Origin of the sequence: Saccharothrix espanaensis DSM 44229, assembly GCF_000328705.1 — a bacterium.
Lineage (GTDB): Bacteria > Actinomycetota > Actinomycetes > Mycobacteriales > Pseudonocardiaceae > Actinosynnema > Actinosynnema espanaense.
Genome location: NC_019673.1, coordinates 8,220,881 through 8,242,753, shown reverse-complemented (window position 1 = coordinate 8,242,753; position 21,873 = coordinate 8,220,881). Strand labels below are relative to the sequence as shown.

Genomic DNA, 21,873 nt, shown 5'->3' with positions numbered 1-21,873 from the left:
TGGCGTAGTAATTGGCGGAGGTCGTGATGGAACGCCACACCCTCGTGCTGCGCTACTGCCACCCCCGCTACCACCCGAAGCGGGAGGGCTCGACCACGCCAGGCGGTGGCCTGCCTGGCGTGGTCGCCGGCGGCGCACTGATGAATCTCCCTGCGCGGGGTCACCGCGTTCAGCGGCTCGGCCGGTGATCGGCTCGTGCTCGACCTGTAGCGGAGGAATCGTGTTCGTGGAATCCGATGGCGTGCGGCTGTCCGTGTACGAGCGGGGAGACCGGTCCGCACCGACCATCGTGCTGGTGCACGGCTACCCGGACACGCACCGGGTGTGGGACGGGGTCGTGGACGTGCTGGCCGAGGAGTTCCACGTCGTCACCTACGACGTGCGCGGGGCCGGCGCGTCGGACAAGCCGCGCGAACTCGCCGCCTACCGGCTGCCCGCGCTGGCCCGTGACCTGTTCGCGGTTGCCGAGGCGGTCAGCCCCGGCGAGCCCGTGCACGTCGTGGCGCACGACTGGGGTTCGATCCAGGCGTGGGAGGCGGTGACCACGCCGGGCGCGCGGATCGCCTCCTACACCTCGATCTCCGGGCCGTGCCTGGACCACGTCGGCCACTGGATGCGCGGCCGGCCGACCCTCGCGCACCTGCGGCAGCTGCTGCACTCCTGGTACGTCGTGGCGTTCCACCTGCCGTTCCTCGCGCCGTTCGGGTGGCGCAGGCTGATCGGCCCGCGCTGGGGCGCGATCCTGCGCCGCCTCGAAGGCGCGCAGGCTCACGTGTCAGGCTCCATTGTGGACGACGGCGTGCACGGAATGTCCCTGTACCGGGCCAACTTCATCCCACGGATGCGCTCTCCGCGCGTCCGCAAGACCGACATCCCGGTGCAGCTCGTCCACCTGCTCAAGGACAACTACGTGACGGCCGGCGTCCTGCGGGACGTGCACCGCTGGGCCCCGGACCTGCGCCGCCGCGTGCTCGACGCCGGCCACTGGGCCCCGGTCACCCACGCTCGCGCCATCGCGCTGCTGGTCGCCGACCACGTCACCGGGCACAGCCCTGCGGCGGCAACGCCGACACCGCCTCCCGCGCCTGGCTCCGAGCCAGGTTCCACGACCGCCAGTCGTCGGGCCTGATCGTGCGGGCCTGGAGCACGCACCGCCGCACGTCGGCGGGCAGGGAGGCGATGGCGGGCACGGCGTCGTCGGACAGCCGGGCGAGGTAGGCGACGTCGATCCGGCCCGTCTCCCGCCACCGCGCCACGTTGCCCTCGGCGGTGAGCCGGTCCGGGTCGACCAGCCCCAGCACGACCAGCGCGGCGAACCCGGAGCCGACCACGGCCCGCGTCAGCCACCGGCCGTCCAGCTTCACCCCGGCCGCGATCACCAGCAGGAACACCACGCCGAGCCACAGCTCGCACGCCGCGACCACGATCCGCAGCACGGTGAACCCGTACGCCTGCTGGTAGGACCACATCCGGGCGAGCGCCGACGCCACGATGACCAGCGTCAACACGCTCAACGCCCCGAGCAGCGCCCGCAGCGCGTTCCGGTCGGCACCGGTCTCCACCGGGGCCAGCCGCGCGATCGCCGCGACGATCCCCAGCGCCAGCAAGGTGACCAAGAGCAACTGCCAGAACCCCTGCCGCGCGTACTCGGCGTAGGTGAGGTTCGCGGTCCGCTGCACGTAGTCGTCGCCGCCGAACAACACCCTGATCTGCACCCCGACGAACACCGCGAACACCAGCACCAGCGTGCCCACCGGGAACGCCCAGTCCCGACGGGCCAGCGTCCGCCGCAGGGTCGGTGCGCCGTCCAGACCGGCCGACGGGTGGTGCAGCTGGAACAGGCACCCCACCGTGCCCAGCCCGACCAGCGCGAACAGGAACAGCGACGGTCCGAACGAGTCGTCCGGCGCCATCGAGCCGATCAGCTCGGCGAACGCCGCGTCCGCCCCGGCGAGCAGCGGCACGAACACCACCAGCACCAGACCGGTCAGCAGCACCGGCCGCGACAGCCGGCGCACCCCGCTGTGCCGCAGCTCGGCGGCCAGCCACGGCATCGCGCGCCCCGCCCCGACGACGGCCGCCGCCGAGCCGAACGCCAGCCCGCGCGCGGTGCGCCCGCCCACCACCGCGAGCGACCCCGCGGCGCACCCGGCCAGCACGCACACCGGGAACAACTCGGTCGAGGCGTTCACCGCGCCGGTGCCGAACAGCAGCAACGAGAGCGTGGCCCACCCCGGCCGAACCCGTTTCACCAGGCAGAACACCACCAGCGCGAGCAGTGGCCAGCCGAGGCCGGGCCGGTCCAGCGGCACCAGCACGGCGGCCGCGGCCCCCGCGACGGCACCGGTCAGCAGGACACGTTGGGGAGACATCGGAGCCCTCCAGGGCGTGCGTCAGCGAGCCGCGCCGCCTCTGGGGCGACCGGCTGTCAGGGATGTGGTGCCGGGCGGCGAACCAGCGCCGGGCAAGGAGGTGCGGCCGGGTGGGAAGCGGGGCAGGGAGGTGCGGCCGGGTGGGAAGCGGGGCAGGGAGGTGCGACAGGGCGGCGAAGTGAGGCAGGGCAGGGAGGTGGTGCTAGCCGGGGTCCGGTGTGGCGGGCACGCGTGGCGTGACGGGCACGGTGGCCCGGATGCGGCAGCCCGGACCGCCGTCGACCACGGCGATCGTGCCGCCGTGCAGGTCGACCACCCAGCGGGCGATGTTCAACCCCAGCCCGGTGCCGCCGCCACCCGCCCGCTCGCCCCGGGTGAACCGCTCGAACACCCGCTCGCGGTCCTCCGGCGCGATGCCCGGACCGTCGTCGGACACCTCCAGCACCAGGTTCGTGCCGACCCGTGCGGCCAGCCGCACCTCGCCGCCCGCCGGGCCGTGCCGCGCGGCGTTGTCCAGCAGGTTGACCACCACCTGGTGCAGCCGGGCGCGGTCGGCCGTGATGGTCGCGGTGGGCGGCTGGACGTCCACGGTGAACCGAACCCCTCGATCGGTCACCGAGGCCTCCGCCACCACCTCGTCCAGCAGCGGCCCGACCGGGAACTCGGCCAGTTCCAGCCGGTGCGCCCCGGCGTCGATCCGGGACAGGTCCAGCAGTTCGGTCACCAGCCGCCCGAGGCGCTCGGTCTGCGCGAGCGCGGTGCGCATGGTCGTCCCGTCCGGCTGGGCCACCCCGTCGACCACGTTCTCCAGCACGTTCTGCAACGCGGTGATCGGCGTGCGCAACTCGTGCGACACGTTGGCGATCAGCTCCCGGCGCTGCCGGTCGGCGGCGGCCAAGTCGGCCGCCATCTGGTTGAACGCCCCGGCCAGCTCGCCCACCTCGTCCCGCGCGGTGGCCCGCACCCGCCGGCTGTAGTCGCCGCGCCGCATCGCGCGGGCGGCGGTCGTCATCTCGCGCAACGGCCTGGTCATGCCGTGCGCCAGCACCTGCGAGGTGAACAGCGCGGCGGTCAGCGCGCCGATCGTCGTCCCGACCGGCAGCCACTTCATCTGCCACCAGAAGTAGGACAGGCCCGTCGCGCCCGACGCGACCAGCAGGATGCCGAGCTTGAGCTTGATCGAGCGGACCGGGTCGAGCGGTCGCGGCAGGAACTCCAGCACCGCCGTGAACGCCGACCGCGCGGTCACCGGGGCACCTCCAGGGCGTAGCCGACGCCGTGCACGGTCCGGATCAGGTCCGTGCCGAGCTTGCGCCGCAACGCCTTGATGTGGCTGTCCACGGTCCGCGTGCCGGTGCCGTCCGGCCACCCCCAGACCGCGCTGAGCAGCCGTTCCCGGGACTGCACCGCGCGCGGCCGCTCGGCCAGGTGCACCAGCAGCTCGAACTCGGTCGGCGTGAGGTGGGCCTCCTCGCCCGCGCGCAGCACCCGCCGCTCGGCCAGGTCGATCTCCACGTCGGCCACCGAGATCCGGGTGGGCGGCGCGGCCGAGCGCTCCACCCGGCGCAGCAGCGCGTGCACCCGGGCGGCCAGCTCGCGGATGGAGAACGGCTTGGTCAGGTAGTCGTCCGCGCCGACCGCCAGCCCCACCAGCAGGTCGGTCTCGTCGCCCCGCGCGGTCAGCATCAGCACCGGCACCGGCCGTTCGGCCTGGATCCGGCGGCACACCTCCAGCCCGTCGAAGCCCGGCAGCATCACGTCCAGCACGACCAGGTCGGCGTTGCCTGCCTTGGCCACGGCCGACGGCCCGTCGTGCGCCAGGTCGACGTCGAACCCCTCGGCCCGCAACCGCGCGGCCACGGACGAAGCGATGGTGAGGTCGTCCTCGACCACCAGAACCCGACGAGTCATGCCGACGACTCTATGGCCGACCGGTGGAGACGAACGGGGAGAGTTGTGAACGTCCTGTGGAGACAACCTCCGCGCTCCCGCACGCAGCGCGGCCGGCCGACGGCTTAGGGTGTCGTGGTGGCGGAGGCGGTCCTGGAAGCGGTGCTGGAGCGGATCACGTTCGCCAACGAGGAGACCGGCTACACGGTCGCCCGCGTCGACACCGGGCGGGGTGCGGACCTGGTCACCGTGGTCGGCGCGCTGCTAGGCGCGCAGCCCGGCGAGTCGATCCGGATGCGCGGCCGGTGGGGGTCGCACCCGCAGTACGGCAAGCAGTTCCACGTGGACGACTACACGACCGTGCTGCCCGCGACCATCCAGGGCATCCGCCGCTACCTGGGGTCGGGCCTGATCAAGGGCATCGGCCCGGTGCTCGCCGACCGGATCGTCACGCACTTCGGCGTGGACGCGCTCGACGTCATCGAGCAGACCCCGCAGCGGCTGGTCGAGGTGCCCAAGCTCGGGCCCAAGCGGACGAAGCTGATCGCCGCCGCGTGGGAGGAGCAGAAGGCCATCAAGGAGGTCATGGTCTTCCTCCAGGGCGTCGGCGTCTCGACGTCGCTGGCGGTGCGGATCTTCAAGCAGTACGCCGACAAGTCGATCGACGTCGTGCGCACCGAGCCGTACCGGCTGGCGACCGACGTGTGGGGCATCGGCTTCCGGACCGCCGACACCATCGCCAAGGCGGTCGGCATCCCGCACGACAGCCCGCAGCGGATCAAGGCCGGCCTGCAGTTCACCCTGTCCGAGGCGACCGGCGGCGGCGACTGCTTCCTGCCGGAGAACCAGCTCATCGGCGAGGCCATCAAGATCCTCCAGGTCGACGCCGGGCTGGTCATCGACTGCCTGGCGGAGCTGGTCGCGGAGGAGGGGGTGGTGCGGGAGGTGATGCCCGACGGCGAGCCCGCCGTCTACCTGATCCCGTTCCACCGCGCGGAGATCTCACTGGCGGGGCAGCTCCTGCGGCTGTTGCGGACCGGCGAGGAGCGGCTGCCCGCGTTCGAGGGCGTCGACTGGGACCGGGCGTTCGGGTGGCTGGGCGCGTCGCTGGAGGACAAGCAGCGCGACGCCGTGCGGTTGGCGCTGACCAGGAAGGTCGCCGTGCTGACCGGCGGGCCAGGCTGCGGCAAGAGCTTCACGGTCCGGTCGATCGTGAAGCTGGCGATGGCCAAGCGGGCCAAGGTCGTGCTCGCCGCGCCGACCGGCCGGGCGGCCAAGCGGTTGGCGGAGCTGACCGGCCACGAGGCGCGGACCGTGCACCGGCTGCTGGAGCTCAGGCCCGGCGGCGACGCGGCGTTCGACCGCGACCGCCCGTTGGACGCGGACCTGGTCGTGGTGGACGAAGCGTCGATGCTGGACCTGTTGCTGGCCAACAAGTTGGTCAAGGCCGTGCCGCCCGGAGCGCACCTGCTGCTGGTGGGTGACGTCGACCAGCTGCCGTCGGTGGGGGCGGGGGAGGTGCTGCGGGACGTGCTGGCGGCCGACAGCCCCGTGCCGAACGTGCGGCTGACGCACATCTTCCGGCAGGCGCAGCAGTCCGGCGTGGTGACCAACGCCCACCGGATCAACTCCGGCGACTACCCGCTCGTGCAGGGCCTGGCTGACTTCTTCCTGTTCCCGGCGGAGGAGGCGGAGGACGCCGCCGCGCTGACGGTCGACGTGGTGGCGCGACGGATCCCGCGCAAGTTCGGCCTGGACCCGCGCAAGGACATCCAGGTGCTCGCGCCGATGCACCGGGGGCTGGCCGGCGCGGGCGCGTTGAACGTGGTGTTGCAGGAGGCGTTGACCCCGGCGGTGAAGGACCTGCCGGAACGGCGCTTCGGCGGGCGGGTGTTCCGGGTCGGGGACAAGGTCACGCAGATCCGGAACAACTACGACAAGGGTGTGAACGGCGTCTTCAACGGGACGTTGGGCGTGGTCACGTCCATCGACGTGGTGGAGCAGAAGTTGACCGTGAAGACGGACGAGGACGAGGACGTGGACTATGAGTTCGGCGAACTGGACGAACTGACCCACGCTTACGCCATGACGATTCATCGCTCACAGGGCAGTGAGTACCCGTGCGTGGTCATTCCAATCACGACCAGCGCGTGGATGATGTTGCAGCGGAACCTGCTGTACACGGCGGTGACGCGGGCGAAGAAGCTGGTCGTGCTGGTGGGGTCGCGGAAGGCGATCGGGCAGGCCGTGCGCACGGTGGGGGCGGGGCGGCGGCACACCGCGTTGGACTACCGGCTGAGTCAGGGCTGAGTGGTCCTGGCCTCGCGGTCGGTGGCCTCGCAGTCGGTGGTGGCGCGGTCGGTGGTGGCGAGTTCGGCCGCGTCGGCGAAGGCGGTCTGGAACAGGGCGACCTCGGAGCCGTCGAGGCTGATCATGGTGCGCTCGTCCAGCCAGACCTCCACGGTGCCGTTGGTGACGGCGATCGAGCAGACAGCCGGCCGGTGGGCGTCGTCGGAGCAGCGCACCAGCCACTCGCGCGGCGGATGGCACTGATCATGACCGGCATCGCGGGTGATCGTGGACATGGTCGTCCCCCTTCGGGTGGTAGCGGAACTACGCGGGCGGAATGCGCTCGATTGCTTGCTAGCGTGGACCTAGGCAGCTCTAGTTTGCAACTGCTGTAAAGCAATTGACCTGATCGGATGACGCGGATGCCCTTGACCCCCACGGTGCGGCTGAAGTTCTTGTCGATCTACATGCGCGAAGCCCGTCTCAAGGCCGGTGTCGAGCCGAAGGAGGTCGCGAAACTGCTCGGGCGCGACACCACCCGCGTCACGAAGATGGAGCGCGGCAAGGAGGGGTTGACGCCCGGCGACGCGAAGATGCTGCTGGACCGCTACGCCGTGCACACCGAGGAGCAGAAGGCCGAGATCGTAGAACTCGCCCGGACCCGCAGCCAGCGCGGCCGGTGGCTGGGGCATCGGGCGACCGTGCCGATGGAGCAACGGCCCTACTACGACTTCGAGGTCGACTCGAACCGGATCCGCCACTACGGCATGGAGATGGTCCCGGGCCTGTTGCAGACCGAGCGCTACATGCGGTCGGCCCTGGAGAGGCACTTCAGGATCGATGCGGCGAGCGTCGAGGACATCGTGGCCACCCGTCTGGAACGGCAGGAGGTCCTGTTCCGCCGGGTGCCGGTGACCGCCGTGTTCGTGATCAGCGAGAGCTGCCTGCGCCGGGTCTTCGGCGGCAACGCGATCATGCACGAGCAGGCGCTGCACCTCGAAGAGCTGAGCCGGCGGAGGAACGTGCGGATCCACGTCCTGCCGTTCGAGGGTCGGGTGAGCGGGGGAACGCCCTTCAGCTTCACCATGTTGCGCATCCCCGCGCCGGCCGAGTCCGCCGCCGACCTGGAGATGGTCTACGTGGAGAACCTGCACGACGCCGACTACCTCGACGGCAAGCAGGAGGTCAACGACTACGCGGACCTGTGGGGCAGTCTCACCGCAGACGCCCTGGGAGTGGAACAATCGAGGAGGTTCATCCTGGGGATCGCCCAGGACTTCGCCTGATCTGGAGAGGTGGTCCCCGCCATGACACCGGACTTCTCAGGGGCCACCTTCAAGACGCCCAGCCGAACCGACGGCAACGGGACGTGTGTCGAGGTGGCGGTGGTTCCGGGGTTCTTCGCGGTGCGGGACACCAAGAACCGGTCCGGTGGGTTGGTGAGGGTGCCGGCTCGGGCGTTCTACAGCTTCCTCGCCGGGCTGCGCTGAACGCTGAGCCCGACTCACGATCGGGAGCGGCCGTTCGGCGAACCGCAGTCCGCGCGGCAGGTGGTCGGGGCACCGGGCAGCCGTGCGGATGGAGCAACGGGCCGACTACGCCTCAAGCTGGCCGACTACGTCAGGTGCTGGGTGAACCTGACGGCGAACTCCCTCGGAGTGGGACAATCGAGGAGGTTCGTCCAGCGCACGGCTCGGGAGTACGCCTGAGCCGGGAAGGTGGTCCCCGCTATGATCCCGGACTTCTCGGCCGCCCAGTTCAAGACGTCCACCCACACCGAGGACAACGGGACCTGCGTCGAGGTGGCGGTGGTTCCGGGGTTCTTCGCGTTGCGGGATACCAAGAATCGGGCTGGTGGGCTGGTCAGGGTGCCGGCTCGGGCGTTCCGCAGCTTCCTCGCCGGGCTGCGCTGAGTCGGGCGGCTCGCCGGCCGGAAGCTGCCGGATCGTCCTGGCTGGTCCGTCCTCTCGGCAGACTGGGGGGACGGCACCCACTCCACGACGGTCATCGCCGGTGCCGGCGGCGTCGGGGTGGAGGCCGGTGTCACGCAGACCCGCGTCCGGCCGCTGACCGTCGAGAACGCCCTGCGGGAGGGGGTCCTGCTGGGCCAGGTCGCCGCCGGCAACCCGATCCCGTTCATCGTGGACACCCTCGGCTGGCTCGACTAGCACCCCGCTGGGCTCGATCAGCGCGCCGCTGGGCTCGGCCAGCGCCCCGCTGGGCTCGACTGGCGTGCCTCCGGGCCCGGAAGCACGCCAGTCGGCTGCGGACCCGCCTACTTGATCGGGAACGCGATGTCGCAGGCGTCGTCCTCGGGCCCGATCGTCGACCAGTCCGCGAAGTACACCTCACGCGGCGCGCCGGCCGCGGTCAGGCCGTTCGACTCCACCCATGCGAACACGGCGTCGTACGCGCCCAGGATCTGCGGGTACTGCACCTCGCGCTTCTTGAGCCGCACGTACGCCTCGCGGTGCGCCGGCTCGACCCGCGCCGCCACGCCGGCCGGCGGCGCGTCGACGGCGATCGGCAGGGCGATCTCCACCGGCCCGTCGCTGTCCTCGGTCACCTCGCCGTGGTAGATCACCAGGCCGGGCGCCGACATGCCGCCGAACGCGGCGGTCGCCGCCATCACCCGGTCCATGGCCTCGCGGATCCAGTCGGTCAGCGCGGGTTGCAGCACGTGCCGCTGCTCGGTCAGCACGACGTGCTCGGGCACGTCCCGCTGCTCCACCTTGAACATCTCCGACAACCCCTCTCCTCCGGACATCACCACGTGGAGGTACGCGGCCAGGTGCCGCTGCACGGCGAACCGCTGCTCGACCTCGTCCCAGTATTCGCCCAGCAGCGCCGCGCGCTCGCCGGCCGGGGCCGTGACGATCCGGTCCACCACGGTCAGCGGCATGTCGATCCGGCGCAGCAGTCGCACCAGGCGCGCGTGCGCGATCTGGTCCTCCCGGTAGCGGCGGTAGCCGTTGAACGGGTCGACCTCGGCCGGCACGACCAGGCCCTGGCGCTCGTAGAGCCGCAGCGCCTTGAGCGAGAGCCGGGTCCGGCGGGAGAACTCGCCGATGCCGAGCAGCCGGTCCATCCGCACCTCCTCCACGGGGATGACCTTGGAACGTGCCCCAGGGGCAGGGTCAAGCGGGCCCTCGTCACCCGAATGCGTGGCGGGGGTGCCCCGGACGACCGTAGTCGCGCACGCTGTTCGGGGTAGCGAAGTCCGCCCCGCAGGCGGGGCCGCGCCCGGGGGGGTCCGATGTCCGCTCGACGTGCCGTCACGTGCCCCGGTGGGCCGCTCGACGGCGGTATCCGCCGTCCGTATCGGTTCCGTACGGATGATCGGTGCAACCGGCCGGAGGTCAGGTCAGGGCCGGGCGGTCCAACCTTCGCCCACCAGCGCGAGGTATGGCCGGTCGGAGGGTGTGCACGGGTCGGGTTTTGGCCCATTCTCCTGCTCAACCCTGCATAGGAGGAGAACAACCGTGAAGTCGACCAGACGTTCACTGGTGACCCTGGCGATAGCCGGTGTCACCGCCGCTGCGGTGATCAACGGCGGCGTTCCGGGCACCGCGGGCCCTGCACCCGAGGTGGCCGCGGCCCAGGCCGGCCCGACGTACGTCTACAAGGTGCACGCCCCGCTCGGCAAGGCCGCGCAGAACCTGCTCTCACGCGGGTTCGACGTCCTAGAGCAGCGCGAGGGCGACTACCTGTTCGTCCTCGGCGACTCCGCCGCGGGCCAGAAGCTCAAGAGCGAGGGCTTCACCTCCGTCATCGACGAGGTGCTGCCCGCCCCGCAGTGGACCCCGCCGTCGCGCAAGTCGCAGCAGCTCGACGCGGGCGCGCTGGAGGAGACCTACTACGGCGGCTACCGCACGGTCAACGCGCAGTTCGCGCACCTGGACGCGGTCGCGTCGCAGTACCCGAACCTGACCCAGGCCGTCGACTACGGCGACTCGTGGAAGAAGACGCAGGGCGCGGGCGGCTACGACCTGCGGGCCATCTGCATCACCAAGAAGAACGCCGGCGACTGCGCGCTGAGCTCGACCGCGCCCAAGCCCCGGTTCTTCGTGATGGGCCAGCTGCACGCCCGCGAGCTGACCACCGGTGACGTCGCGTACCGCTGGATCGACCACCTGACCCAGGGCTACGGCAGCGACCCGGAGGTGACCGCGCTGCTCGACTCCACCGAGGTGTGGGTCGTGCCGATCGCCAACCCGGACGGCGTCAACATCGTGCAGCAGGGCGGCAACACGCCGCGCTTCCAGCGCAAGAACGCCAACACCACGAACGGCTCGAACTGCTCGGGCACGTCGGGCTCGCACGTGGGCATCGACCTGAACCGCAACACCAACTCGCACTGGGGCGGCGAGGGCACGTCCGCGCAGCCGTGCGCCGAGACCTACAAGGGCCCGTCAGCCAACTCGGAGGTCGAGACCCGGGCGCTGCAGGCGTTGTGGCGCAACCTGTACAAGGACCGCCGCGGCACCGGCAACACCGACGCCGCGCCGGCCGACACCACCGGTGTCGTGATCTCCATGCACAGCTACTCCAACCTCGTGCTGTTCCCGTGGGGCTGGACGACGCAGTACAAGACCGGCAACGACACCGCGCTGCGCGGCATGGCGCGGGAGATGGCGTCGATCGCGGGCGGCTGGCAGTACGGCCAGCCCGGCGAGGTGCTCTACAACGCCTCCGGCGCGACCGACGACTGGGTGTACGACGACCTGGGCGTCGCGTCGTTCGTGTGGGAGATCGGGCCGGGCTCCGGTTCGTGCAGCGGGTTCCACCCGGCGTACTCCTGCCAGGCGTCGACCTTCTGGCCGAAGGTCAAGCCGATGCTGATGTACTCGGCGAAGAAGGCCGCCAACCCGTACGGCGGCGCCACGCCCGGCACGTGCGCGAAGGCGACCAACGACGGCGACGTCAACATCCCGGACGCCGGCGCGGCCGTGTCCAGCACGATCAACGTCTCGGGCTGCACCGGCAACGCCTCGGCGACCACCCAGGTCGAGGTGCACGTCAAGCACACCTACCGGGGTGACCTGGTGCTCGACCTGGTCGCGCCGGACGGCACGGCGTACCGGTTGAAGCCGTCGAACAACGACTCGGCGGACAACATCGACACCACCTACACCGTGAACGCCTCCACCGAGGTGCGCAACGGCGCGTGGAAGCTCCAGGTGCAGGACGTGTACTCGTCCGACACCGGCTACATCGACTCGTGGAGCCTGACCACCTGATCGGGCCCCGCTGAAGGCCGACAGACGACCGTCCACGGTGCTGGCACGCACCGTGGGCGGTCGTACGGTCGTGCGCTGACGGTTGTCCGAGGCGCGGCTCACCGGCCGACGATTCGGGGACGAAACCCGGGGTGGTGGAACCGGTTGGCCGCGCCGGTCGCCTGGACTCCGCGCGGGATGCGAAGCCGGTCACCGGGCCGGCTCAGCGCGGTGGTGCCCCATCATCGGTCGATGGACCGTGGTGACAGTCGCTACCTGCTCGCTCCGGCTTTGGGCCTGGTTCTCGGCATGGCCTGGCTTCTCTGCCTCGGCACGTTCGTCCGGGCGGTGGGCGAGCGCGCCGCCCTCTTCTACTACGCCCTCGGCTTCAGCCTGGTGTGGGCGGCAGGCAGCGGGGTGGTGTCGTGGTTGGTCCTGCGCCGCTACACCGTGCGCCGACCCGGGCTCACGGCCGGCGTGTCGATCGGCCTGGTGCTGTTCGCCGGGGCGTTCGGGCACGGGTGGCTGCCGACGGCGTTCGCGCCGCTCGTGTTCGCCGGGTGCTTCACGGTGGCCGCCGCGGTCGTCGACCAGCTTCCCGGAAAGCCGAACGGGCCCCTGCGGGGGAGACGCCCGCAGGGGCCCGTTCAGTGAGGGGTTGGTGTCGAGCCGTACCCCTGATTCCGGCGTTCTACTTCAGGCCGTTGCCGATGGCAGTGGCCAGTTCGCCGTTGCTGGTGTCACCGTCGAGCGACCAGAAGAACGCGCCGCCGAGGTTCTGCGACTTCGTCCACTGCATCTTGGAGTTGATCGTGGCGGGGGTGTCGTAGCTCCACCACTGGTTCCCGCAGAACGCGTACGCGGTACCCGCGACCGTGCCGGTCGAGGGGCACCTGGTCTTGAGGACCTTGTAGTCCTCGATGCCCTTCTCGTACGTGCCCGGAGCGCCGTCGGTCGCCGTGCCGCCCGGGGCGGCCTGGGTGACGCCGGTCCAGCCGCGGCCGTAGAAGCCGATGCCGAGCAGCAGCTTGGACGCCGGGACGCCCTTGTCCTTCAGCTTCTTGATCGCGGCCGCGGTGTCGAAGCCCTCCTTGGGCGGGTCGACGGCGGTCAGCGGGGAGTGCGGCCGGGTCGGGCCCTTGGCGTCCCACGCACCGAAGAAGTCGTAGGTCATGACGTTGTACCAGTCGAGGTACTGCGCCGAGCCGCCGTAGTCGGCGAGGTCGAGCTTGCCGCCGTTGCTGGCGTCGGCCGTGATGGCCGCGGTCACCAGGTTGTTGGCACCGAAGCGGCTGCGCAGGGCCTGGGACACGTTCTTGAGGGCCGCGAAGCCGCTGCTGTCACAGGTCAGGCCACAGGCGTTCGGGTACTCCCAGTCGATGTCGATGCCGTCGAACACGTCCGCCCAGCGCGGGTCCTCGACCAGCTTGTAGCAGGACTCGGCGAACGCGGCCGGGTTCTGCGAGGCCTGGCCGAAGCCGCCGGACCAGGTCCAGCCGCCGAACGACCACAGGATCTTGATGTGCGGGTACATCTTCTTCAGCTTGCGGAGCTGGTTGAAGTTACCGCGCAGCGCGCCCGCGTCCCACGAGTCCGACGTGCCGTCGACGCTGGTGTCCGCGCCGTAGAACTTGTCGTAGTCCGCGTAGGTGTCGTCGTTCGCGGTGCACTTGCCGCCGGTCACGTTGCCGAACGCGTAGTTGATGTGCGTCAGCTTCGCGGCCGAGCCGGAGGTGTGGATGTTCTTGACGTGGTAGTTGCGCCCGTAGACGCCCCACTGCACGAAGTAGCCCAGGTTCTTGTACCCGGGCGGCGGGGTCGTGGTGGTCGTCGTGGTGGGCGTGGTCGTCGTCGTGGAGGTCGACGTCGACGTGGTCGGGCTCGTGGTGGTCGTCGTGGTCGTGGTGGTGGTCGTCGTCGTGGTCGTCGTACCACCGCCGGCGTCACAGGACGCGCCGTTGAGCTTGCAGTTCGCCGGGCCGGAGAACGTGCCCGAGTAGACGATGTTGAAGCCGAAGCTCACCGAGCCGCCGACACCGACGTTGCCGTTCCACGTGTTCTTGACCGTCACGTGCTGGCCGCTCGTGGTGTAGCTGGCGTCCCACAGGGAGCCGACCTTCTGCCCGGTCGGCAGGTCGAACTCGACGGTCCAGCTGGAGATGCCCGCCGAGCTCGCGTTGCGGACGGTGTACTTGCCCTCGTAGCCGGAGCCCCAGTCCGAGCCCTTCGTGAAGGTGGCGGACAGGCCGCCCGCGCCGCTCGCGGGGGGAACCAGGACCAGACCGAGGACCATCGTGGCGACAGCCACGAACAGCGCTGTGAGATGCCAGCGGATCTTGGACATCGTGCTCCTCGTCAGGGAAAGGAGTGCAGGGTTGAGAAGAACATGTGGTTCAGACCACTTGACGGTCAAGGTCTAGACCACTGTGTCACTCGAACGGACTAGCGGATCGGGCCGTGAAAGCGTTTCCACGACCGCACGACCACTGGGCGTCGCATCACCGCGGGACGACGTCCCGGCCCGCCCCCGGGGCTGGTCGGCGGGCCTTCCCGGAGTCCGTCGCCCGCTCATCACGGAGCCGGCGGACCCGGTGCCCCCGGCGTCGGCGGGGAGGGCGCCGCGATGGTCGGGAGGACTTCACGCCGGCGCGGTCGTGGGGCCGCGCAGCGGGTGCCGGACCGCATGGCCGGTGAGGGTCCCGCGGGCCTGCTCGGCCAAGCTGCCCGGCTGACCGTTACGCCGGGCGGGCTAGTGGATTTCGGGCAGTGCAAACGTTTTCACGACCGCACGACCACTAGGGGCGCAGCACCTTAAGTCGACATGGCCGTCCCCCTGAGGGTGGTCGCCCGCTGACGTCCGGCCTGACCAGACTCGATCCTTTCGACGTCTACCGGGAGGAAGCACTGATGGGCAAGAGGGGCATCGCCCTGGCCGCGGTCGCGGGACTGGCCGGGCTGGGCATCGGGGGGACGGCGGTCGCGGAACCCGCGTCCGCCGGGCCGGGGGTCGATCGGCAGGTCGTGCAGCGCGCGGCGGAGAAGATGGCCGGTGAGGGCGGCGCGGCGGGCGTCCAGATCCGGGTCGTGGACGGTCGGGACCGGTTCACCGCGCGGGCCGGCGTGGCCGAGTGGGGCACCACCAAGCCGGTGCCGGCCGACGGGCGGTTCCGGGCGGGCAGCATCACCAAGACGTTCGTCGCGACCGTCGTGCTGCAACTGGTCGGCGAAGGCCGGGTGGGGCTGGACCAGCCGGTCGGCCGGTACCTGCCGGGCCTGCTGCCCGACGGTGACGAGATCACCGTGCGGATGGTGTTGCAGCACACCAGCGGGCTGTACAACTACACGGCCTCGCTGCCGCTGGACCCGGCCGGGTTCGAGACGATCCGCTACCAGCGGTGGACGCCGCAGGAAATCCTCGCGATCGCGACCTCAAAACCGCTGGACTTCCCGCCCGGCACCGCCTTCAACTACTCCAACACCAACTACGCCGTGGCGGCCCTGCTGGTCGAGAAGATCACCGGGAAGCCCTACGAGAACGCGGTGTCGCAGCGCATCCTGCGCCCGCTCGGGCTGCGTGCCACGTCCCTGCCGGGGCACCGGCTGGACATCCCCGGCCCGCACGCCCACGGCTACTACTCCGTGGCCGGCGAGGTCGTGGACGTCACCAGGCTGAACCCGTCGGTCGCCTACGGGTCCGGCGAGCTGATCTCCAGCACCGCCGACCTGGACCGGTTCATCGACGCCCTGCTCGACGGGCGGCTGCTCAAGCCCGCCCAGCAGGCCGAGTTGCACAAGGCGCTGCCGTTCAGCCGGGGCTACGGCCTCGGGCTGGAGCAGAACGTGCTCCCGTGCGGGGTGACCGTCTACGGCCACGGCGGCGGGATCCCGGGCTACTCCAGCTTCATGGGCAGCACGAAGGACACCAAGACCCGGTTGCAGGCGTCCTTCACGCAGTCGCCCGAGGAGGGCAACGGCCAGGGCTGGGACGAGGTGCTCACCGAGGTGTTCTGCTGATCCGCGCGCCGGTCGGGGGTCACCAGACCCCCGCCCGGCGGCGCTCAGCGGTTCAGGAACAGCTCCAGCTGCGCCACGACGAACGCGTGGTCGTCGGCCTGGGGCAGACCGGAGACGCCGACCGTGCCGACCATCCCGACCCCTTCGACGAGCACCGGGAACACGCCGCCGTGCGCGGCGTAGCGGTCGAGGTCCAGCCGGGAGTGGGCCTCGAACGTCTGGCCGCGCGACCGGAACGTCTCGCCGACCCGGAACGAGCTGCGGCCGTAGCGGTCCACCACCCGGCTCTTGCGGTCCAGCCACTCGTCGTTGTCGGCGGACGTGCCGGCCAGCGCGACGTGGAACAGGCGCTGCTGCCCGCGCCGCACGCAGATCGCGATCGGCAGGTCCCGCGCGCGGGCCGCGTCGACCAGGAACAGGCCCAGGGCCAGGGCGTCCTCGTTGGTGAACGAGCGGAAGACCAGCCGGGCCTCCTGCCCGGCCAGCTCGTCCAGCAGGCTCACCGCGCCACTCGCGGCACCAGTCACAGGGCCACCACCTCTCCGGTCCGGGCGGACGTGGACGCCGCCTCGATCACGTCGAGCGCGCGCACGGCGTCGGCGGGGCCCACGGGCAGCGGGCCGCCGGCCGTCAGCGCCTCGACCAGCAGACGGTAGAACCCGGCGTGCGCGCCGGACAGGCCGGGCACCTCGACCGCGTCCGGGCTGACGCCGAGCGTGCCGTGTGTCGACAAATCGCCAACGGGCTGCCCCGTCGCCGCTGGCAGCCCGTGGCTCACGTAGGCGGCCTCCGGCCCGAGCAGGCGTGGTTCGTGCTGCGACGCCACGGCCGACACCGCGCGCTCGCGTCGTCGGGCCGGCTCGGCGTAGACCGACGTGACTCGGCCGAACAGCACCAGGGGCTGGTTCCGGCGATGCCGTAGCCGATGCGCCCGCGCGGAGGGCTTGACACAACGCCGTTCGGTAATGCGCGGTCGTGCCATCATGCGGCGGTGCCGAACTTGCGCTTCCTGCGCGGCTACAACGACGCGGTGGTGCTGGGCCTGGCCAGGTCCGGTGCCGTGACCAGGGTCGACCTCGCCGAGCGCAGCGGGCTCACGCCCCAGGCGGTGTCCAAGGTCGTCGGCCGGCTGATCGCCGACGGCCTGCTGGTCGAGTCCGGCACCCGCAACGTCGGCGTCGGCAAGCCGCGCACCCTGCTCAAACTCGTGGCCGACAGCCGGCTCGCGCTCGGCGCGCAGGTCGAGCGGGACGAACTGCGGGTCGTGCTCACCGACCTGGCGGGCGACGTGCTGGACCGCGCGGTCGCGCCGCTGCCCGCCGACTTCGCCCCGGAGACCTTCGTCGCGGAGCTGGCCCGGCTGGTCGACCCGCTGCGCGACGAGCGGCTGCTCGGCGTCGGCATCGGGTTCGTCGGGCCGCTGGACCACCGCACCGGCGTCGTCCACGACGCCACGGCCCTGCCGAAGTGGCACGACGTGCCGCTGCGCGAACTCGCCGAGCACCGCCTCGGGCTGCCGGTCGTGGTCGACAAGGACACCAACGCGGCGATCGTGGCCGAGTCGTGGCGGCGCGGCGAGGAGTGGCGCGACGCCGTCCTGGTGCTGGTCGGCACCGGCGTCGGCGTCGGCCTGCTGCTCGACGGCCGGGTCCACCGGGGCGCGCGGACCAACGCCGGCGAGTACGGGCACACCACCATCCGGCTCGACGGGCCGCGCTGCGTGTGCGGGCGGACCGGGTGCGTCGAGGCCGTGCACAACCTGGCCGCGCGGGCCGGCGACCTGGCCGCCGCGACGGCCGTCGTGGGCACGGCGGTCGCCGACCTCGTGCAGCTCCTGGACGTGGACCACGTCGTGCTGGCCGGTCGGGCGGTGCTCGCCGAGCCCGAGGCGTACCTGGCCGGCGTGCGGGCCGCGCTGCCCACCGCGCAGTGGCTGCCGGTGGCGGTCGGCGTCACCCCGTTGGCCGATGACGTGGTGGCGGCGGGGGCGGCGATGCTCGTCCTGAGCGAGTTCTACGGGCGTCCCCGGTAACCGATTTCGGACAGTGCTGCTCAGGGGCACACGTGCGGGTGATTCACTATCCGGCATGTATGCGCTCCGCCACGCCGTCGGGACGGACCCCGGCCTGCGCCGTGAGGCGAACGAGGACTCGGTGTACTTCAGCGAGCGCCTGTACGCAGTAGCCGACGGGATGGGTGGTCACGCGTACGGGGAGGTGGCCAGCTCCATCGCGGTGGCGGTGCTCGCCGACCTCGACGTGGACACCGACGACCCGCTGTCGGCGCTGGCCGGCGCGGCCCGGGAGATCGCGATCCGGCTGACCGACCTGGCCGAGGAGAACTTCGACATGCGCGGGATGGGCACCACGCTCACCGCGCTGCTGTGGGACGGCGAGCGGTTCGCGGTCGGGCACATCGGGGACTCCCGGTGCTACCTGGTCCGCGACGGCGAGCTGACCCAGCTCACCCGCGACCACACCATGGTCCAGGCGCTCGTGGACGACGGCCGGATGGCCGCCGAGCAGGCCGCCGAGCACCCCGGCCGGTCGATGCTGATGCGGGCGCTGCAGGCGGGCAGCTCGCACGACGCCGACCTGTTCTTCCACGAGGTCGCCGCCGGCGACCGGTACCTGATCTGCTCGGACGGGCTCTCCGACGTGGTCGGCCCGGCCGAGATCGGCGCGCTGCTCACCGCCGAACCGGACGGCGACCTGACCGTGCGGGCGCTCATCGACGCCGCCAACGCCGGCGGCGGGCCGGACAACATCACCTGCGTGGTCGTGGACGTGCTGCCGGAGGGCAACGCGTCGTGGCTGCCCCAGTGGCTACAGGGCTGAGAGCCCCAGCAGGTCGGCCAGGGCGTCGCGGCCGGTGTCGGTGACTGCGACCGCGCGGCCCGTGCCGGACCGGCGGACCCAGCCCCGGTCGTGCAGGTGGGCGCAGAGGTACGCGCCCGCCGCGCCGGCCAGGTGCGAGCGGCGCTCGGTCCAGTCCAGGCACGCCTTCGCGAGCGGCCGGCGGGTGGTGCCGAAGTCCGCGCCGAAGTCTTTGCAGCCATCCGTGCCGCCATCCGCGCCGAGCCCGTTCAGCCACGCCGAGCCCGCCGGGGTGAGCGCGAACGACTCGTCGAGCAGCCGGCGGCCGACCATGGCGTCGGTGATGGCCACGCCCAGGCGCCCGGCCAGGTGGTCGTAGCAGGTGCGGCCCCGGGCCAGCGCCGCCGACGCGGTCGCCGCCCTGAGGCCCCGCTCGGGCGCGACCGGGCCGAGGTAGGCCAGCAGGTGCTCCAGCAGGTCGGCCTCGCGCGGGCCGGCGAGCTGGACGTAGCGGTGCCGGCCCTGGCGGCGCTCGGTGAGCACGCCCGCCCGCACCAACCGGCTCAGGTGCTCGCTCGCGGTGGACTGGGAGACGTCGGCGGCCTTGGCCAGCTCGCCGGAGGTCCAGGCGCGGCCGTCCATCAGGGTCAGCAGGAACCGCGCGCGGGTGCGGTCGGCGAGCAGCCCGGCCAGGTTCGCTAGTTCGTCGGCGGCCATGGACCCATTGTGCGCGCCGGACACTTCGGCGCACACCGAAGCGTCCCGCGCCTACGGTGGCGGCATGGAACACGAGGTGCTGCTCGACCCGGCCCACACCGTCCCGCCCGTGCCGTACGCCGAGCGTGGCGTGGCGTGGTTGCGCTTCCACGTGGCCCGGTTCAGCGAGGGTGCCGACCATGTGCGGCGACGCGATCTGGCGGTGTCCCGATTGTCCACTGTGGATCTTGCTGCGTTGCGACGCCCAGGGCACGCGGTTGCGAAGTTGGCTTGCGCGTTGGGATTGCCGCGCACGGTCGTGCCGGACGTGGCCGTGGTGGCGCGGTCGTACCAGCCGCACACGCCGGTGACCGACGCCGCGGACGAGGCCGTGCGGCGGTTGGTCGCCGTGTGCGGCGGGGCGTGGGACGAGGAGACCGCCGCGCTGATCGGGTTGCTGGTGCAGGCCAGCGCCGCGATGGAGGCACTGATCGCGGGCAAGGAGCCGCCGGTGCCGGCCACCCGCCGGATCGCGCCGGACGGAGCGGAGGTGCTCGTGGACCTGGCGGAGGTCCCGTTCGGTGCGGGCCGGCACGGGTGTCCCGCGCGCGAGCACGCTCAGGCGTTGGCCGAGGGGACCTTCCACCGCCTGCACCACGGCCCGGAACCGTTGGTGCTGCCCAACGCGTGGGACTTCGCGTCGGCGGCAGCGTTGGTGCAGGCCGGTTTCACGGCCATCGGCACGACCAGCCTCGGCGTCGCGTCGGCGGCCGGCATCCCGGACGCGGCCGGCGTGGCACGCGAGGAAACCCTCGCCCTGGCCCGGAAACTGGTGCGCCTGCCGGTCCCGGTGACGGTCGACGTGGAGGCCGGGTTCGGCGACGTGCGCGGGCTGGCGGCGGAACTGGCCGACCTCGGGGTGGCGGGCGTGAACATCGAGGACGGGCGCGGCGACGGCCTGGCGGACCCGGTGGAACAGGCGGAGCTGGTGCGCGCGTTCAAGGAGACCGCGCCCCATCTTTTCGTCAACGCCCGCGTGGACACGCACTGGCTGCACGTGGACCAGGGGAGCACGGTGGAACGCGCGCTGCGGTACGTCGAGGCGGGGGCGGACGGGATCTTCGTGCCGGGTTTGGTCGATCCGGCGGAGATCACGGCGGTGGTCGCGGCGGTGCCGGTGCCGCTGAACGTGCTGGCACAGCGTGACATCCGCGAGTTGGCAGAACTGGGCGTACGGCGGGTCAGCACCGGCTCACTGCTGTTCCGCGCCGCCCTGCACGCGACCGTGGCCACCGCGCAGGCGGTGCGCGACGGTGCCCCCGTGGGCGAGGTTCCCGGGTACGACGAGGTGCAGCGGCTGTCCGAGCTGTAGGTGCCGGCCGCGCGTCGGCCGACGCCGTGGTTCGCACCCGCTGCTGGACAACTGTGAAGAGGTCAACGCCGCGCCGGGACGCGCGAGCGCAACGCCCACGGCAGCAGCAGGGCGATGGCCAGGATTCCCAGTGACAGCAACGAGACCCCGCCGACCACCCACGCCGCGTAGACGCCGTACGCCGCGACCTCGCTGCCCAGGCCGGCCACCGACGTGACGGTGGCCCGTGCGGAACCGGTGATCCGTTCCTGCAAGCGGGTCTCCGCCACGACCAGCACCATTCGGTACAGGCCGTACGACAAGGCGACCAGGGCCAGGCCCGCCGGGTGGTGCAGCAGCCCGGCTCCGCCCAGCAGGAGCGCCGACAGCGCCAGCGACACCACGAGTGGCACGCGGGTCGCGTTGAGCGCCGCGCCGGCCGCGCCCGCCAACGGGATCGCCAGCACGGCCAGTGGGACGAGCGCCGCCGGCACGTCCCAATCCCGGGCCAGCAAGGGGAAGTACTCCTCCAGGGCGTCCACGCCCAGCAGCAGCGCCACCACCAGCACGGCCCGGCGCACGGCCGGCACCGCCGCCGTCTCGACCAGGCCCGAGCGCAGGGTCGCCAGGTAGCTCTCCGGCTCGCCGCGCGGGGTCTCGGGCAGCCTGGTCGCGAGCAGGCCCGCGCCCGCGCAGGTCGCCACGCTCACCCAGCCCACCAGCGCGTACCCGCCGGTCGAGAACAGCGCGGTCGCCGCCAGGGCCGCCGGGATCTGCGCCAGCAGGCCCACCGCCGTCACCCGGCCGAGCAGCCGGCCGAACTCCTCGCCCGCGCCGACCGCCGTCAGGGCGTCGTGCAGCAGGGCCTCCATCGCGCCCGACACGAGCGCGCCGCCCAGGCCCCACAGCACGAACCCCGCCGCGTACGACCAGAAACCGGGCACGGCCGTCCACAGCGCGTACCCCGCCGCCTGCAACCCGCCCGCCGCGACGAGCGACCACCGCCGGGAGAACCGGTCGGCGAGCGCTCCGAACGGGATCTCCGCGACGACGGCCACCGTGGACCAGATGGCGAACAGCGCGGAGATCTGCCCGTCCGACATCCCGTTGTCCGCGAACAGCAGCGCGTACAGGGGGTAGATGGGCACGACGTCGGCCAGCAGCGCCCACCCGACGAACAGTCGGGCCAGCGGCCGGGCCGGGGGCGGTACCGGGCGTCAACCGAA

Annotated in this window: 22 protein-coding genes; 12 read left to right on the top strand and 10 right to left on the bottom strand. The window is 71.9% G+C overall.

The window, feature by feature from the left end:
- Nucleotides 1–226 precede the first annotated feature (226 nt).
- A complete protein-coding gene (locus tag BN6_RS36020; RefSeq protein ID WP_231904837.1) occupies nucleotides 227–1,129 on the top strand; it encodes an alpha/beta fold hydrolase in 903 nt (300 codons plus the stop codon).
- Here the strand turns inward: BN6_RS36020 and BN6_RS36015 are convergent.
- The 3 genes from BN6_RS36015 to BN6_RS36005 all read right to left on the bottom strand — a co-directional run bounded on the left by BN6_RS36015 (nucleotide 1,038) and on the right by BN6_RS36005 (nucleotide 4,283).
- Nucleotides 1,038–2,372, bottom strand: a complete 1,335-nt coding sequence (locus BN6_RS36015) for a DUF4153 domain-containing protein (protein WP_015104791.1) — start codon at nucleotides 2,370–2,372, stop codon at nucleotides 1,038–1,040. The genes BN6_RS36020 and BN6_RS36015 overlap by 92 nt on opposite strands.
- Before the next feature lie 202 nt (nucleotides 2,373–2,574).
- Nucleotides 2,575–3,621: a HAMP domain-containing sensor histidine kinase gene (locus BN6_RS36010; protein ID WP_015104790.1), complete on the bottom strand. Its 1,047-nt coding sequence runs from the start codon at nucleotides 3,619–3,621 to the stop codon at nucleotides 2,575–2,577.
- Nucleotides 3,618–4,283 carry a response regulator transcription factor gene (locus BN6_RS36005; RefSeq protein ID WP_041315312.1) on the bottom strand — a complete coding sequence of 222 codons (666 nt, stop codon included), beginning with the start codon at nucleotides 4,281–4,283 and terminating at the stop codon, nucleotides 3,618–3,620. The genes BN6_RS36010 and BN6_RS36005 overlap by 4 nt, the downstream gene beginning before the upstream one ends.
- A gap of 117 nt (nucleotides 4,284–4,400) precedes the next feature.
- Between BN6_RS36005 and recD2 the strand changes: the two genes are divergently transcribed.
- Nucleotides 4,401–6,572 (top strand): SF1B family DNA helicase RecD2, encoded by a 2,172-nt coding sequence (gene recD2, locus BN6_RS36000; protein WP_015104788.1) that lies wholly within the window; start codon nucleotides 4,401–4,403, stop codon nucleotides 6,570–6,572.
- Here recD2 and BN6_RS35995 read toward each other — a convergent pair.
- Nucleotides 6,563–6,847 (bottom strand): hypothetical protein, encoded by a 285-nt coding sequence (locus BN6_RS35995; RefSeq protein WP_015104787.1) that lies wholly within the window; start codon nucleotides 6,845–6,847, stop codon nucleotides 6,563–6,565. The genes recD2 and BN6_RS35995 overlap by 10 nt on opposite strands.
- Nucleotides 6,848–6,973: 126 nt before the next feature.
- Between BN6_RS35995 and BN6_RS35990 the strand changes: the two genes are divergently transcribed.
- The 4 genes from BN6_RS35990 (at nucleotide 6,974) to BN6_RS47140 (ending at nucleotide 8,719) form a co-directional block, all read left to right on the top strand.
- Nucleotides 6,974–7,837: a helix-turn-helix domain-containing protein gene (locus tag BN6_RS35990; protein ID WP_231904836.1), complete on the top strand. Its 864-nt coding sequence runs from the start codon at nucleotides 6,974–6,976 to the stop codon at nucleotides 7,835–7,837.
- A gap of 21 nt (nucleotides 7,838–7,858) precedes the next feature.
- The gene (locus tag BN6_RS35985; protein ID WP_041315306.1) at nucleotides 7,859–8,041 is read left to right on the top strand and encodes a DUF397 domain-containing protein; all 183 of its coding nucleotides are present in this window, start codon (nucleotides 7,859–7,861) and stop codon (nucleotides 8,039–8,041) included.
- Nucleotides 8,042–8,281: 240 nt separating this feature from the next.
- Nucleotides 8,282–8,464, top strand: a complete 183-nt coding sequence (locus BN6_RS35980; protein ID WP_041315303.1) for a DUF397 domain-containing protein — start codon at nucleotides 8,282–8,284, stop codon at nucleotides 8,462–8,464.
- A 117-nt stretch (nucleotides 8,465–8,581) separates the two neighbouring features.
- Entirely contained in the window at nucleotides 8,582–8,719 is a 138-nt protein-coding gene (locus tag BN6_RS47140; protein ID WP_015104783.1) for a hypothetical protein, read from the top strand.
- Nucleotides 8,720–8,826: 107 nt separating this feature from the next.
- Here BN6_RS47140 and BN6_RS35975 read toward each other — a convergent pair whose 3' ends face one another.
- Nucleotides 8,827–9,654: a MerR family transcriptional regulator gene (locus BN6_RS35975; protein WP_015104782.1), complete on the bottom strand. Its 828-nt coding sequence runs from the start codon at nucleotides 9,652–9,654 to the stop codon at nucleotides 8,827–8,829.
- Nucleotides 9,655–10,033: 379 nt separating this feature from the next.
- On the opposite strand from BN6_RS35975, the gene BN6_RS48255 reads away from it, so the two are divergent.
- Both BN6_RS48255 and BN6_RS35965 read left to right on the top strand, forming a co-directional pair.
- Nucleotides 10,034–11,791 carry a M14 family zinc carboxypeptidase gene (locus BN6_RS48255; RefSeq protein ID WP_231904835.1) on the top strand — a complete coding sequence of 586 codons (1,758 nt, stop codon included), beginning with the start codon at nucleotides 10,034–10,036 and terminating at the stop codon, nucleotides 11,789–11,791.
- A gap of 231 nt (nucleotides 11,792–12,022) precedes the next feature.
- Nucleotides 12,023–12,424, top strand: a complete 402-nt coding sequence (locus BN6_RS35965) for a hypothetical protein (protein ID WP_148303149.1) — start codon at nucleotides 12,023–12,025, stop codon at nucleotides 12,422–12,424.
- 37 nt (nucleotides 12,425–12,461) lie between these two features.
- Here BN6_RS35965 and BN6_RS35960 read toward each other — a convergent pair whose 3' ends face one another.
- Nucleotides 12,462–14,114, bottom strand: coding sequence for a glycosyl hydrolase family 18 protein (locus tag BN6_RS35960; protein WP_015104779.1), 1,653 nt, complete (start codon nucleotides 14,112–14,114; stop codon nucleotides 12,462–12,464).
- A 563-nt stretch (nucleotides 14,115–14,677) separates the two neighbouring features.
- Here BN6_RS35960 and BN6_RS35955 point away from each other — a divergent pair.
- Entirely contained in the window at nucleotides 14,678–15,784 is a 1,107-nt protein-coding gene (locus BN6_RS35955; RefSeq protein ID WP_015104778.1) for a serine hydrolase domain-containing protein, read from the top strand.
- A 44-nt stretch (nucleotides 15,785–15,828) separates the two neighbouring features.
- Here the strand turns inward: BN6_RS35955 and BN6_RS35950 are convergent, their stop codons facing one another.
- Nucleotides 15,829–16,311, bottom strand: coding sequence for a heme-degrading domain-containing protein (locus tag BN6_RS35950; RefSeq protein WP_015104777.1), 483 nt, complete (start codon nucleotides 16,309–16,311; stop codon nucleotides 15,829–15,831).
- A complete protein-coding gene (locus BN6_RS35945) occupies nucleotides 16,308–16,679 on the bottom strand; it encodes a hypothetical protein (RefSeq protein WP_051075864.1) in 372 nt (123 codons plus the stop codon). The genes BN6_RS35950 and BN6_RS35945 overlap by 4 nt, the downstream gene beginning before the upstream one ends.
- 96 nt (nucleotides 16,680–16,775) lie before the next feature.
- On the opposite strand from BN6_RS35945, the gene BN6_RS35940 reads away from it, so the two are divergent.
- Nucleotides 16,776–17,816 carry an ROK family transcriptional regulator gene (locus BN6_RS35940; protein ID WP_041315297.1) on the top strand — a complete coding sequence of 347 codons (1,041 nt, stop codon included), beginning with the start codon at nucleotides 16,776–16,778 and terminating at the stop codon, nucleotides 17,814–17,816.
- Nucleotides 17,817–17,871: 55 nt separating this feature from the next.
- Nucleotides 17,872–18,621 carry a PP2C family protein-serine/threonine phosphatase gene (locus BN6_RS35935; RefSeq protein ID WP_051075863.1) on the top strand — a complete coding sequence of 250 codons (750 nt, stop codon included), beginning with the start codon at nucleotides 17,872–17,874 and terminating at the stop codon, nucleotides 18,619–18,621.
- Here BN6_RS35935 and BN6_RS35930 read toward each other — a convergent pair.
- Nucleotides 18,610–19,317, bottom strand: a complete 708-nt coding sequence (locus BN6_RS35930; protein ID WP_041315296.1) for an ArsR/SmtB family transcription factor — start codon at nucleotides 19,315–19,317, stop codon at nucleotides 18,610–18,612. The two genes, BN6_RS35935 and BN6_RS35930, sit on opposite strands and share 12 nt — an antisense overlap.
- 64 nt (nucleotides 19,318–19,381) lie before the next feature.
- Between BN6_RS35930 and BN6_RS43070 the strand changes: the two genes are divergently transcribed.
- Nucleotides 19,382–20,668, top strand: a complete 1,287-nt coding sequence (locus BN6_RS43070; protein WP_015104773.1) for an isocitrate lyase/PEP mutase family protein — start codon at nucleotides 19,382–19,384, stop codon at nucleotides 20,666–20,668.
- Between the two features lie 62 nt (nucleotides 20,669–20,730).
- Here the strand turns inward: BN6_RS43070 and BN6_RS35920 are convergent, their stop codons facing one another.
- Nucleotides 20,731–21,795, bottom strand: coding sequence for an MFS transporter (locus BN6_RS35920; RefSeq protein WP_015104772.1), 1,065 nt, complete (start codon nucleotides 21,793–21,795; stop codon nucleotides 20,731–20,733).
- Nucleotides 21,796–21,873: the final 78 nt, after the last annotated feature.

What these genes read in the sequence shown, in the direction of transcription:
- BN6_RS36015 (WP_015104791.1), bottom strand. Translation starts at nt 2,372, where the DNA reads ATGTCTCCCCAACGTGTCCTGCTGACCGGTGCCGTCGCGGGGGCCGCG.
- BN6_RS36005 (WP_041315312.1), bottom strand. Translation starts at nt 4,283, where the DNA reads ATGACTCGTCGGGTTCTGGTGGTCGAGGACGACCTCACCATCGCTTCG.
- BN6_RS35995 (WP_015104787.1), bottom strand. Translation starts at nt 6,847, where the DNA reads ATGTCCACGATCACCCGCGATGCCGGTCATGATCAGTGCCATCCGCCG.
- BN6_RS35990 (WP_231904836.1), top strand. Translation starts at nt 6,974, where the DNA reads ATGCCCTTGACCCCCACGGTGCGGCTGAAGTTCTTGTCGATCTACATG.
- BN6_RS35985 (WP_041315306.1), top strand. Translation starts at nt 7,859, where the DNA reads ATGACACCGGACTTCTCAGGGGCCACCTTCAAGACGCCCAGCCGAACC.
- BN6_RS35980 (WP_041315303.1), top strand. Translation starts at nt 8,282, where the DNA reads ATGATCCCGGACTTCTCGGCCGCCCAGTTCAAGACGTCCACCCACACC.
- BN6_RS35965 (WP_148303149.1), top strand. Translation starts at nt 12,023, where the DNA reads ATGGACCGTGGTGACAGTCGCTACCTGCTCGCTCCGGCTTTGGGCCTG.
- BN6_RS35960 (WP_015104779.1), bottom strand. Translation starts at nt 14,114, where the DNA reads ATGTCCAAGATCCGCTGGCATCTCACAGCGCTGTTCGTGGCTGTCGCC.
- BN6_RS35955 (WP_015104778.1), top strand. Translation starts at nt 14,678, where the DNA reads ATGGGCAAGAGGGGCATCGCCCTGGCCGCGGTCGCGGGACTGGCCGGG.
- BN6_RS35935 (WP_051075863.1), top strand. Translation starts at nt 17,872, where the DNA reads ATGTATGCGCTCCGCCACGCCGTCGGGACGGACCCCGGCCTGCGCCGT.
- BN6_RS35930 (WP_041315296.1), bottom strand. Translation starts at nt 19,317, where the DNA reads ATGGCCGCCGACGAACTAGCGAACCTGGCCGGGCTGCTCGCCGACCGC.
- BN6_RS43070 (WP_015104773.1), top strand. Translation starts at nt 19,382, where the DNA reads ATGGAACACGAGGTGCTGCTCGACCCGGCCCACACCGTCCCGCCCGTG.